Origin of the sequence: Methylotenera sp. (genome assembly GCF_029945535.1) — a bacterium.
GTDB lineage: Bacteria > Pseudomonadota > Gammaproteobacteria > Burkholderiales > Methylophilaceae > Methylotenera.
In genome coordinates this window covers 540,539-553,294 of the sequence record NZ_JAQSCU010000010.1, presented here as the reverse complement: position 1 = coordinate 553,294, position 12,756 = coordinate 540,539, and the positions used below count along the sequence as shown (strand labels likewise).

The 12,756-nt window shown below is 42.7% G+C and carries 11 protein-coding genes; all 11 read right to left on the bottom strand.

The window, feature by feature from the left end; all coding sequences use genetic code 11:
* Positions 1 to 14: 14 nt before the first annotated feature.
* On the bottom strand, positions 15 to 743 hold the full coding sequence (locus PSU72_RS05710) for an SPOR domain-containing protein (protein ID WP_300431359.1): 729 nt from the start codon (positions 741 to 743) through the stop codon (positions 15 to 17).
* A gap of 66 nt (positions 744 to 809) precedes the next feature.
* Positions 810 to 2,096, bottom strand: coding sequence for a bifunctional tetrahydrofolate synthase/dihydrofolate synthase (gene folC / locus PSU72_RS05705; protein WP_300431358.1), 1,287 nt, complete (start codon positions 2,094 to 2,096; stop codon positions 810 to 812).
* 67 nt (positions 2,097 to 2,163) lie between these two features.
* Positions 2,164 to 3,027, bottom strand: a complete 864-nt coding sequence (gene accD, locus PSU72_RS05700; protein WP_300431357.1) for an acetyl-CoA carboxylase, carboxyltransferase subunit beta — start codon at positions 3,025 to 3,027, stop codon at positions 2,164 to 2,166.
* Between the two features lie 59 nt (positions 3,028 to 3,086).
* The gene (trpA, locus tag PSU72_RS05695) at positions 3,087 to 3,890 is read right to left on the bottom strand and encodes a tryptophan synthase subunit alpha (RefSeq protein ID WP_300431356.1); all 804 of its coding nucleotides are present in this window, start codon (positions 3,888 to 3,890) and stop codon (positions 3,087 to 3,089) included.
* 20 nt (positions 3,891 to 3,910) lie between these two features.
* Entirely contained in the window at positions 3,911 to 5,113 is a 1,203-nt protein-coding gene (gene trpB / locus PSU72_RS05690; protein WP_300431355.1) for a tryptophan synthase subunit beta, read from the bottom strand.
* 67 nt (positions 5,114 to 5,180) lie between these two features.
* Positions 5,181 to 5,798, bottom strand: a complete 618-nt coding sequence (locus PSU72_RS05685; protein ID WP_300431354.1) for a phosphoribosylanthranilate isomerase — start codon at positions 5,796 to 5,798, stop codon at positions 5,181 to 5,183.
* 62 nt (positions 5,799 to 5,860) lie between these two features.
* Entirely contained in the window at positions 5,861 to 6,679 is an 819-nt protein-coding gene (truA, locus tag PSU72_RS05680) for a tRNA pseudouridine(38-40) synthase TruA (RefSeq protein WP_300431353.1), read from the bottom strand.
* A gap of 13 nt (positions 6,680 to 6,692) precedes the next feature.
* Positions 6,693 to 7,349 carry a CbiQ family ECF transporter T component gene (locus PSU72_RS05675; RefSeq protein ID WP_300431352.1) on the bottom strand — a complete coding sequence of 219 codons (657 nt, stop codon included), beginning with the start codon at positions 7,347 to 7,349 and terminating at the stop codon, positions 6,693 to 6,695.
* Positions 7,350 to 7,414: 65 nt separating this feature from the next.
* Positions 7,415 to 10,390 (bottom strand): FimV/HubP family polar landmark protein, encoded by a 2,976-nt coding sequence (locus tag PSU72_RS05670; RefSeq protein WP_300431351.1) that lies wholly within the window; start codon positions 10,388 to 10,390, stop codon positions 7,415 to 7,417.
* Between the two features lie 150 nt (positions 10,391 to 10,540).
* A complete protein-coding gene (asd, locus tag PSU72_RS05665) occupies positions 10,541 to 11,653 on the bottom strand; it encodes an aspartate-semialdehyde dehydrogenase (RefSeq protein WP_300431350.1) in 1,113 nt (370 codons plus the stop codon).
* A gap of 13 nt (positions 11,654 to 11,666) precedes the next feature.
* Positions 11,667 to 12,725: a 3-isopropylmalate dehydrogenase gene (gene leuB / locus PSU72_RS05660; protein ID WP_300431349.1), complete on the bottom strand. Its 1,059-nt coding sequence runs from the start codon at positions 12,723 to 12,725 to the stop codon at positions 11,667 to 11,669.
* Between the last annotated feature and the right edge of the window lie 31 nt (positions 12,726 to 12,756).

Sequence of the window (12,756 nt, the reverse complement as noted above, 5' to 3'; positions counted from 1 at the left end):
AAATATATGCTTCATTAGTTATTGCTAATGACCATTCCAGTCAAGTCGGCTGCTTGCAACTTCGTTAGCGCGTAGGCGGCTTCTTGACGTGAATTAAAGCGCCCCGCCCTTAAGCGAATCTTTTCACCTTTTGGCGTTGTAATATTCTCGGTGTGAGAATCAAGCCCAACTTGCTTTAATCTTGCTTGCAATTGTTTCACATTGGCCATATCTGAAAAAACGCCCACTTGTATAGTGAAGGTTTCGCCATTTATTGCTGGTTTCAATTCTGCTTTTTGTTCAGACTTTTTAACTTCGGGTGCTTTTGGTTCACTTAGTTTAACGTCAGATTTTTTAGCATCTGTAGTGGTAACTTCTGCTTTTTTAACGGGCTTCTTGTCTTCGGCTTTTTTCTCGTCAGTTAACACTTTAGCGCTTTCAGATTGAGCTGGCTTGTCGATTTCAGCAACTGCAGTTGGCTCTGATTTTATTGGCTCAGAAATTATAGACTCACTTGCTGTAGCAACTTCTACTTGCGGTTCAACTGGTGTTACATTCGCTTCAACTTTTGGGGCTTGTTGACTAACAACATCATCAGGCATCGTGATTTTAATAGACTCTTGCGGCGCTAAAGCAGCACGATCTTGCAACACCATTGGCAATAAAATCACCATAAATAGCACAAGAGCAATAGCACCTACCAAACGGCGACGTGCGCGTTTCTTTAAGGCTAGTTCTAGATCATTAGGTGACTCAGTTGCCATTGCTGCTTCCTTAAGGATTAGTTCTGAAAGGTTAGTGTTCCGAGGGATTAAACCTTACAGCTCGGACTAAAACGATTGCATCACGCTTGCAACTGTGTAAAAAGAACCGAATACGAGTATTTTATCATTTTCGGTGACATCAATACAGGCTTGTTGGTAGGCATTACTGGCATTTTGAAAGATTTTAAACTTAGCATTTGGAGCAACTTCAGAAACAATTTTAGCTAAATCCTCTGCTGACGCACCCCGCACATTATCAATCCCAGTGATATACCATAGATCGATTTCATCTTTAACAGCCTGCACTACGCCTTGCATGTCTTTATCTGCCAGCATGGCGAACACTGCGATTGTTTTGCCCTGAGATGTTCTGCTTCCATTTAGATTTGCAGCCAGTGCACGCGCTGCATGTGGATTATGAGCAACATCTAAAACAACATGCGGTGAAGTTGATACAGTCTGAAAACGCCCGGCTAAGCTCACTTGGCTCATCGCACTTGCCATATGCGCGGAGGTTACAGGTAAACGCGATTGAAGTGAGTCAACAGCACAAACAGCACACGCTGCATTATTGAGTTGATAAGCACCTTTTAATGCAGGAATAGGTAATTGATAAGTCACTTCATCATCGGAATATTGCCAACTATCAACACCATCTAAAGTAAAATCAAAATCCTGATGTACACGCTTGAAATTGGCTTTAACTTTATGTGCGAAAGCCACTAAGCTAAAAGGTGGATTAGTGTCACCACATATCGCGGGCACGGATGTGCGGTAAACGCCAGCTTTCTCAAAACCGATGCTTTCGCGCGTATTACCTAAAAATTCCTGATGGTCTAAATCGACACTTGTTACAATAGAACAGTCAGGCTCAAAGGCATTCACAGCATCTAACCTGCCGCCTAAACCTATTTCTAAAATCGCGACATCTAAGCCTGTCTGCATAAAATGCCACATGGCAGCTAATGTTCCAACTTCAAAATAGGTCAGCGAAATCACTTCACCATTTGCATTTACCCTGCCAGCATCTACTGCTTCAAATGCTGCACAAAGTGCTTCGTCAGTTGCCTCTTGTTTATTGATGCGCACGCGTTCGTTGTAACGTAGCAAATGCGGTGAGGTATAACAGCCTACCTGATAACCAGCATTGGTATAGATCTGCTCTAACATTGCACATGTAGAGCCCTTACCATTGGTACCAGCCACAGTAATAATGGTAAATTTTGGATGCAATTTCAGACAATCAATCATCTGCTTAACCCGATCTAAGCCCATTGCAATAGATTTAGGGTGCAAACTTTCAATGTAACTTAGCCACTCGGCTAAGTTTTTCGTCGATTTAGAATTATGCATGTGGTGAGCCATTAGCTAAAGTTAGCCTCGGGCATTCAAACAATTGAAAAAAGCTATGCGCAAATAGTTATGCCGCAACAGGTAGACGCATCAAGCCAGCCAAAAGACCGGCTAATCGGTTACGCATTTCACGTCTATCTATAATCAAATCAATAGCGCCGTGCTCTAATAAGAACTCTGCACGCTGAAAGCCATGTGGCAAGGTTTCACGCACAGTTTGTTCAATCACGCGCGGGCCAGCAAAGCCGATTAGAGCTTGCGGTTCCGCTACAATAATATCGCCTAACATGGCAAAACTTGCTGATACACCGCCCATGGTTGGATCAGTTAATACAGAGACAAATGGTAACCCAGCTTTGCTCAACTGCGTTAAAGCTGCACTAGTTTTAGCCATCTGCATCAGTGAGAGTAAACCCTCTTGCATACGCGCACCGCCACTGGCAGAAATACAAATGAAAGCCATTTTGTTATCAATAGCCGTCTGCACACCGCGGACAAAACGCTCACCAACGACTGAGCCCATAGAGCCGCCCATGAACTTGAATTCAAATGCTGCTACCACTACTGGTACAGTTTTGATAGCACCTTGCATCACAATAAGCGCATCTTTTTCACCTACAGATTTTTGTGACTCTCTGATGCGCTCTGCATAACTTTTACTGTCTTTAAATTTTAGCGTATCAATAGCAACTACATTTGCGCCGATTTCAAACTGACCTTCGGCATCAAGCAATTGCGCTAGTCTTGCTCGAGCGCCAATACGATTATGATAAGAACATTTAGGGCAAACTTCAGCGTTATCAGCTAGATCTTTCATATATAAAACTGTTTGGCAAGCTGGACATTTGCTCCACAAACCTTCTGGTACAGTTTTTTTATCTCCGCCAACAACACGTTTAATTTTTTGTGGTAATTGATTTAACCAACCCATAGCACTATCCCCTTGGTAACTCTTTATACGATTTTATCGTTTAATTATTTTATAACTAGTTATTTTGCAGCATCCACTGCGGCTTTAAGTTCGTCCATTAATGCCGCCACATTGCTCAACAAATTATCATCATTTGAGGCCTCAATAGTTTGCACCATGCGGCTACCAACAACTACAGCATCTGCAATCGCCGCAGTCGCTTTTGCCGTAGCTGCATCGCGAATACCAAAACCTACGCCTACTGGCAAATTGGTTTGCTTACGGATTGAAGCCACACGTTGTGAGACTTCAGCAATATCCAGATTTGCAGCGCCAGTAACGCCTTTTAGTGACACATAGTAAACAAAGCCACTGGCTTGATTCACGATTAAATCCACACGTTTTTGATCAGTCGTTGGTGACAACAAAAACACAGGATCAATATCTCTAGAACGTAATTGCCGAACAAACTCACCACATTCTTCTGGTGGATAATCCACGGTAATCACGCCATCTACATCAGCCGCTTTCGCACGGTCTGCAAATGCAGTAGCGCCGATTGCCTCAATAGGATTTGCATACCCCATCAGTATAATTGGCGTTGTTTGATTAGTTTCACGAAATGTTTTAACCATCTCTAGCACAGCAGTTAAGCCCACTTTATGAAGTAGAGCACGCTCACTGGCACGCTGAATCACTGGACCATCTGCCATTGGGTCAGAAAATGGCACGCCTAGCTCTATCATATCTGCACCATGTTTAACCAAAGTGTGCATCAGATTCACTGTGTGCTTAGGGTGAGGATCACCCGCTGTGATGTATGGAATTAAAGCTGTTTTGCCTTGTTGCTTGAGCGCTGTAAAAGCTGTTTGAATACGTGACATGAGTTATATTTTTTATAAATTTAAAGAGTAATGTTAGCTAGCTTGGCAACGGTATTAATGTCTTTATCACCACGACCTGATAAGTTCACTAGAACAATTTGGTCTTTGCTCATCGTTTTAGCGAGCTTTTCTGCATAAGCAAGCGCGTGGCTAGATTCTAATGCTGGGATAATACCTTCTGTACGGCAAAGATTATGAAATGCGGCCATGGCTTCATCATCAGTAATCGCAACGTATTCAGCACGTTTGATGTCTTTTAACCAAGCATGTTCTGGACCAACACCTGGGTAATCCAAACCGGCAGAAACCGAGTGTGTTTCAATGATATTGCCATCTGCATCTTGCATTAAATATGTGCGATTACCATGCAACACGCCAACAGGACTGTTAGCCGTTAAGGGTGCAGCATGCTTACCTGTTTCCATACCGAGTCCAGCAGCTTCTACACCTATCAAGCGCACATTTGGAACGTCAATATATGGGTAGAAAATACCCATTGCATTTGAGCCACCACCTACGCAAGCCACCACGGCATCGGGCTGACGACCAACCATTTCCATCATCTGTTCTTTGGCTTCAATGCCAATCACAGCCTGAAAGTCACGTACCATCATAGGATATGGATGTGGGCCTGCTACTGTGCCGATAATATAAAAAGTGTTATGGACGTTAGTCACCCAGTCGCGCATCGCTTCATTCAATGCATCTTTAAGCGTTTTAGAGCCACTTTCAACAGGCACAACAGTTGCACCTAACAGCTTCATTCTAAACACGTTTGGCGCTTGACGTTTAACGTCTTCAGAACCCATATAAACAACGCACTCAAGCCCTAAACGGGCTGCAATCGTTGCCGTAGCCACACCATGCTGACCAGCACCAGTCTCGGCGATCACGCGTGGTTTACCCATACGCTTAGCCAATAAAGCTTGACCGATTGTGTTGTTGATTTTGTGAGCGCCAGTGTGGTTAAGATCTTCACGTTTCAGGTAAATCTGCGCACCACCAACTTTATCAGACAAGCGTTTTGCATGATAAATTGGGCTTGGGCGACCTACAAAATGCTTTAAATCATAAGCGTATTCCGCTAAAAATACTGGATCGTGCCTATATTTTTCGTACATCGCACGTAACTCTTCTAGTGCTTCAACTAAAGTTTCAGCAACAAAGGTACCACCAAATTGTCCAAAGTGCCCACGTGCATCTGGCATATCATAAAGCTGCATTTCTAGTTCTCCACATTCAATTTTTAGGCAATATTTTCTAAACGAGTTGTATTGCTAAATCACTATTTTAATTACTATAAACTTGGCGCATAAATGCAGCAATTTTTGCTGCATCTTTAATGCCTTTTGAGGCTTCCACACCACCGCTTACATCCAACGCATAGGGCATTACTTGTTGTATCGCTTGAGCCACATTATCAGCTTTTAAACCACCTGCGAGTATGATTGGTTTTGCCAACTGTTTAGGGATTAAATTCCAATCAAATACGTGGCCTGTTCCACCAGCAACGCCCTCAGTATAAGCATCTAACAATAAGGCTTTAGCAGCTGAATACTCTTTTGCATATTGTACCAAATTTGTGTCCGACTTGACGCGAATTGCTTTGATAAAAGGTAAGGAGTAGCTGTCACACTCTTCTGAACTTTCGTCGCCATGGAACTGCAAAAGATCTACCTTAGCGCTGGATATGACTTCATTAATGAAGCTTGGTTCAGCATTTACAAACAAGCCAACTACGCTGACAAATGCGGGAATATGGTTAGCAATCTCTACCGCTTGTTTGATGCTGACATTGCGCGGACTCTGATCATAAAAGACCAAGCCAATCGCATCCGCACCTTGTTCAACAGCGCTTAAGGCATCTTCAACGCGTGTGATACCACAAATTTTGACTCTAACTCTCAATGGTAGCTTTCACAGTGACTGTTAAATATTTAGGAAAAACACCAAAAACGCTATTGTAACGCTTAAATGAATACTTGGATGTTACTTTGGCTTTCGCTTTGTATGTCTTGTTGACTGCTAACTTGATTGATGGGAAGCCCCCACTTTGGATCGTAGCCCACGCCAGTTAAATATAAACCGTTGGGAGAAAAAGTGGGGGGGGATAGGGTTCTATCACGCTTCTGCAGTAACTCTTTCATATAGCTTGGTGGGTACGCACCTTTGCCTATATAAACCAGCGCACCTATCATATTGCGTACTTGATGCTGTAAAAATGCATTGGCAGTAAATTCAAAGATAAAGTATTTACCCGCCATTTTCACATCAGACTTAATCATATTTCTTGTCGCTGTTTTAGCTTGGCACTCTGAGGCTCGAAACCCACTAAAATCATGCTCACCTACCAAATAACTTGCGGCCTCAGACATCGCTCCCCCATTTAGCGGCAAATGAAACCAGCCTGCCTTGGTTGCCATTAAGGCTGGTGCAACTGCTGCGTTATATAACAAATATTGATAACTGCGTGAAAATGCTGAAAAGCGCGCATGAAAATTCTCATCCACCTCATGCGCCCACTCCACCCGAACAGTTTCGGGTAAGTGCGCATTGACACCACGCACCCAAGCGGTCACTGGACGGATACTCGTCGTATCAAAATGAACCACCTGACAACGAGCATGTACTCCTGTATCCGTGCGACCTGCAGCATGCACTCTAACTTGATGTTGAGCGATGCTTGATATTGCCAACTCAAGTGCGTCTTGAACCCCACCACTGTTAGGCTGACTTTGCCAACCACAAAAGTTCGCGCCATCATAAGCTAAGCCAAGTGCAACTCTCAAAGCGATACCTTAATCAAAACAAAACCTTAAAATTCAACTCACTAAAATAAAATAGTGTAATTGTGCTAACAAGCAACACCATAACCGCTAGTATGTCAGCCCATTTAAAGGGAATGCTCTCCAACACGATGACTCTATATTTGTGATCCAGCTCAGTTGTGGAAAGCATATTATCCAGTTGATCAAATCTAAATTTGAATTTCTCTTTTGCCGCTAACTCCTCAACATAATCTAATGTGAGCAATAATCTTGCAGTAAATTTATTAGTATTCAAGCCCAATAGATTAAGTGGTGAAAGTAACAAATGCAGTCCTATCATCAACTGTTCTTTTGAGCTTGTAGCAAACAAGATACTGAGAGTAGCAAGCGCAATTAGTAATTTGGCAATTTGCACAATCCCCAATAAACACCCTTCCACTGTAGGCGCCACGCTGGCTGGTATGTACTGCATATACTCGCCTGGCGTACTAAAAGCGTAAATAATAAATATTGAAATAAATAACCATTTCATACGTTTAACCACACGTAAAAAGCCACTACGCGCTAACCATGCCGCATAGACAAATAGAATCAGACTCATTGGCAATAAGTAGGTGTTACTCGTATAACTCATGAGTAGTAAAGTAAAAATAAATAATAAAATTTTAACGAATGGATGCATATTTTTCATTAAAGTGCTGTCCGCCTAAATAAAAAAGCCGAGCAATGCGCTCGGCTTTTCTTATTTAATACAGTTTATGCCAAACTATCTAACAACTCTTTCGCACGTAGTTGCTGCGTAGGGCCACCCTCTTTTAGAATCTCCTCTAAAAGCTCACGCGCACCCTCTTTATCGTCCATATCAATATATGCCGCAACAAGATCTAACTTAATATTTACATCTGGCGACTCAGCCATTCCACCAAGGGAGTCAGCAGCTTTTTTAGGTGCAGGCTTTTCAAGCGATAGTTCAGATTCAGCATCAGCTAAACTCAAATCGATATCGGACAAATCGAAGGTATTTGCTTCAAATTCATCAGATTTTGCAGCGACTTCCTCTTTGACGATAACAGGCTCTTCGATGCTAGGAAAATCGAAGCTTATTTCTGAAGCATCCATCTGCACTTGCTCATCTGTCGACTTAACTTCTGTGTCAGCCGCAAAATCTAGGTCAAATGAAATCTCTTCAACCGAACTTGGTGTCGCAAAATTTGCCTGAGTCAACGCATCAGCATCTGCGGGCAAGTTGAAGTCCATATCAAAATCAGTTGATGACACTTCAGGACTATTAATAAAATCAGTGCTGTCAGCTAAATCAACACCGCCATTTAAGTTAGGAATATCAGGTGCATTGAATTCTAAGGTATTAGCAACGATTTCTGGCGCCGGAGTTTCGACAATAACTTCGTCTATCGCCGGTGCTGAGTCACTTGCAAACTCACCTAAATCAAAATCCATTAAATTTGATGCAGAGTCTTTAGCCGAAACTTTCGGAAGCTCTTCATCCACAAGAAAACTCACCGTACCTACAGCTTCTTCAGCCGCATTCACTTCAGGTCCATCATCTAATGTACCAAGATCAAAAGAAATCTCTGAATCTACGTTTTGCGCTTCAGCAAAGCTTTGCATTACGACTGAGTTCGCATCTTCTTCACTAGTTTTCGCATTAGCAGCCGCATCATCATTAAATGAGAAATCCAAGCCTGCGTCTTCCGTAACTGCCACATCAGAAAAATCATCGGCAACGAGTTTTTGTGGAGCCTGAGAACTCACTGCAACGACTTTACTCACATTATAAAGTGGGTTACTTGGCTCCATGCCAATACCAATAGCAGCCACTTTAGCCCAAGTTGGGTCATCAGCACCTAATATTGTATACAACTCGCCCGCAATCGCTTCGAATGCGGAAGTGTCCTTACGTGTGGCATACATTTCTAATAACTTGAGGTGTAACTCATAGCGTTTAGGCTCTTTTGAAATAGCATCTTTCAATATTTCTTCGGCTTGAGCATCTCGACCATAAGCCATGTACACTTCAGCTTCAGCAATAGGGTCAACATCATTGGTGTCTATCATGCTGCCATCAGCACTTTGCGCAAAGTCTGTTAAGAATGAAGTATCAGACATACTGGCATTACCGGTAGTATTGCCGAATACAGTGTTAGCGCGCAATCCACCAGAAGTTAAAATACCACGTTCAAAACTATCTAAGTCTTTTCTACGTTTGTTGCGCAAGAACATCCAGCCAGCACCTAGTAAAGCCACACCTCCGGCACCACCCAGCACTGCCAAATCAACTGAATTCATCAGACCAGCAAGGAAGCCTTGCTCTTCTACCATAGCCGTAGGAACGTTCACTGGTGCAGTTACAACCGGCTTTTTAACCTCAGGTTTTACAATTGGCGCTTCTACTGGAACAGTCGTTGCCTCAGTTGGCTTTGCATCAGCTACAGGAGCAACTTCGGTTTTAACAGCCTCTATTGGCACCTCCGCAGCTTCAGGTTTTTTAGCTGCGGCTTCTGCATTCTTTTGCATATCAGCCATAGACTGATTTTTCATCGCAATTAGTTTTTGCATATCTGCGATTTGTTTTTCTAACGCAGCAGTTTTATCGTTAGCTTCTTTTAAAGAGTTTTCACGTGCAGTGGTTTCTTCTTGTAAGGCAATAATTTTCGCCTCTACCGATTTAGCACCATCTTTTGCATTTTTTGTACCGGCTTTATCCCCTGCTGAAAGCTTAACAACATCTTTAGGGCCAGCTGCTACAGGTGCAGCTTTATCTTCCGCAGTTGCAATTTTTCCTGATGTAGATTGTTTTTGTTCAGCCTCAGCCATTGCTGGAGCCGCCTCTACATTGCCTGCTAAGGCATTGCGATAAGCATTCCAATTAACAGAATGGATTTTGATTGTTTTCTTAGCTTGCTGCTCATCAACACTTGTCAGCACTTCTTTTGACGGTACTTTAATTATTTGACCCACTTTAAGGCGATTCATATTGCCTTTAGCAAATGCCTCTTTATTGTTTTCATACAAACCAACCAGCATCTGATCCAAGCTAACACCTTCAACCTGCGTTTCTTTTGCAACCGCAATAAGTGTGTCACCACGTTTAGTGGTTAACTCTTGCTCATTCTTAGCCACGGCGGGCTCTGAAGCTTGCTCTTGCTGTACGACAGGCGGTGCTGGTCTTTTTTGCTTTTTTGTTTTTTGTGTAACTGGCTGAGTAGCATCACCAACATTTGAAGTTGAAGCTCTATTTGTAGATTGCGTATTGTTTGTACCGCCAGTGGACGGCAAAGTGACTGGAATTGAAGCGGTACTTTCAGGTTTATAGCCAGGTGGGTCTAACAAAACGGTATATTCACGCTGTAAACGTCCTGTAGCCCAGTCTACTTGTATTAGCATATCGAGATATGGATCGCTAACTGGCTGACTTGAACGTATTTTTAGAACAGGTGATCCATCGGCATTTTTTGCAATTTCCACTTTGATATTATTGTGAATACCTAGGCGTGGTATACCTTGTTGTGCGTATGCATCTTCAGAAGCGATTGAGGCAGCAAGAGTAGAAAGCTCTTCTGGTGTTACCGATAAAAGCTCGATTTCAGCTTTAAGTGGTTCACCTATCCCTGAGTTCACGTTCAGCTTACCCAGTCCTGCAGCGTAGCTAGATAACGGCAATAGTGCTAAGCACACAGCCAGAGAAATTTGCTTTATTTTAGATTTACGCACATTGAGCCCTTGATCAAACTTTATACCTAAATATTAAAATAACATCAAATAGTTAGCTATGCAAGCTGATAATGCACATTATATTCAAGGACTATATATGCGTTGCATTTGAGTGCTATCATTTTCACAATAGCACTCAAGTCATTCAAATTATTTCTCTATTAAAATCCGCAACATACGGCGCAATGGCTCTGCAGCGCCCCAGAGCAACTGGTCGCCCACGGTAAATGCTGATAAATAGTCATCACCCATACTTAATTTACGCAAACGACCTACTGGCGTATTCAAAGTACCAGTCACAGCGGCTGGCGTAAGCTCCCGCATACTCGCTTCACGCTCATTTGGAATCACTTTTGCCCACTGATTAGCCTCTGCCAACATTTGGTTAATTTCATCTAAAGGTACGTTTTTTGTCAGCTTAATTGTCAATGCTTGGCTGTGACAACGCATCGCACCGATGCGAACACACAGACCATCGATAACAATAGGATTAGCTTCTCGGCCGAGAATCTTGTTAGTTTCAACGCCGCCTTTCCATTCCTCTTTACTTTGACCATTGCCCAGATCTTTATCGATCCAAGGAATCAAGCTACCAGCTAACGGTACACCAAAGTTTGAAGTTGGAAATTTATCGTCACGCAAAGTACCTGCAACAGTGCGGTCAATATCTAAAATTGCCGAAGCTGGATCAGCCAACAATGAACTTGCCGCAAAATGCGCTTCGCCCATTTGTTTGAGCAATTCACGCATGTTTTGTGCACCCGCGCCAGAAGCCGCTTGATAAGTCATTGACGTTGCCCATTGCACTAAATTGGCTTTAAACAAGCCATTCAATGCCATCAACATTAATGACACAGTGCAATTACCGCCCACCCAATTTTTATTGCCGTGCGTATAAGCATCTTGAATCACATGCATATTGACTGGATCAAGAATAATCACCGCATCTTTTTCCATACGTAAAGTGGAAGCCGCATCAATCCAATGCCCAGCCCAACCTTCTGCACGAAGTTTAGGGAATATCTCGCTGGTGTAATCGCCACCTTGGCATGACACAATTGCATCCATTGCCTTTAAATCAGCAATACTCATCGCATCTTTTAATGACTCAGAATCTTTACCTACATTCGGCGCTTTTCCACCAACTTGTGAAGTCGTGAAAAATTGCGGTTCGATTAACGCAAAATCATTTTCTTCCATCATGCGCTGCATGAGGACTGAACCTACCATACCGCGCCAACCGACAAATCCAACTTTAAGCATATTCGTAACCTTATTAATTTAATGCAGCAACAACTGCATCGCCCATGGCATTACAGCCCAACAAGTGACAACCTTCAGTTGCAATATCAGCGGTTCTATAACCCTGTGCCAAAGCTTTTTTACATGCGTTTTCAACCTTAACTGCGTTAGCTTCATCATTAAATGTGTAGCGCAACATCATGGCCGCTGAAAGGATAGTCGCTAATGGATTCGCAATATCTTTACCTGCAATATCAGGCGCAGAGCCATGGCTAGGTTCGTACATACCTTTATTATTTGCATCCAATGAAGCGGAAGGCAACATGCCGATTGAACCTGTGAGCATTGAAGCTTCATCAGAAAGAATATCGCCAAAAATATTACCCGTCACCATCACATCAAATTGCTTAGGTGCGCGAATTAATTGCATCGCCGCGTTATCCACATACATATGGCTTAGCTCAACTTCTGGATATTCTGCTGACAACTCAATCATGACTTGACGCCATAACTCTGTTGTTTCCAACACGTTGGCTTTATCTACTGAGCAAACCTTTTTGTTGCGTTTCATTGCAATATCAAACGCCACACGACCAATGCGTTTAATTTCAGATTCGTTATAACGCATGGTATTGATACCTTCGCGCTCGCCATTTTCTAGCGTACTAATGCCACGTGGTTGACCAAAATAAATATCACCAGTCAATTCACGAATAATCATTAAATCTAAACCAGAAACTACTTCAGGTTTAAGTGTAGATGCACCTGCCAATTCAGGGTAAAGCAAAGCTGGGCGTAAGTTTGCAAACAAGTTAAGCTCTTTACGAATACGCAACAAACCACGCTCTGGACGTAAATGACGCTCTAATTTGTCATATTTCCAGTCACCTACCGCACCTAGCAAAACCGCATCAGAGTCTTTAGCTAATTGCAAAGTCGCATCTGGCAGCGGATCACCTGCAGCCTCATAACCAGCACCGCCGATTGGCGCCTCTGTCATAGTGAGATTCAAATTTAGCGCATTTAACACTTTAACTGCTTGAGCTACGATTTCTGGACCAATGCCATCACCTGGCAATACTGCGATTTTCATGAAATTACTTTCTTAATTTATAACTTAATTT

Excerpts from the sequence above, each read along its gene's own strand:
- PSU72_RS05710 (WP_300431359.1), bottom strand. The coding sequence starts at position 743 with ATGGCAACTGAGTCACCTAATGATCTAGAACTAGCCTTAAAGAAACGC.
- folC (WP_300431358.1), bottom strand. The coding sequence starts at position 2,096 with ATGCATAATTCTAAATCGACGAAAAACTTAGCCGAGTGGCTAAGTTAC.
- accD (WP_300431357.1), bottom strand. The coding sequence starts at position 3,027 with ATGGGTTGGTTAAATCAATTACCACAAAAAATTAAACGTGTTGTTGGC.
- trpA (WP_300431356.1), bottom strand. The coding sequence starts at position 3,890 with ATGTCACGTATTCAAACAGCTTTTACAGCGCTCAAGCAACAAGGCAAA.
- trpB (WP_300431355.1), bottom strand. The coding sequence starts at position 5,113 with ATGCAGCTTTATGATATGCCAGATGCACGTGGGCACTTTGGACAATTT.
- PSU72_RS05675 (WP_300431352.1), bottom strand. The coding sequence starts at position 7,349 with ATGAAAAATATGCATCCATTCGTTAAAATTTTATTATTTATTTTTACT.
- asd (WP_300431350.1), bottom strand. The coding sequence starts at position 11,653 with ATGCTTAAAGTTGGATTTGTCGGTTGGCGCGGTATGGTAGGTTCAGTC.
- leuB (WP_300431349.1), bottom strand. The coding sequence starts at position 12,725 with ATGAAAATCGCAGTATTGCCAGGTGATGGCATTGGTCCAGAAATCGTA.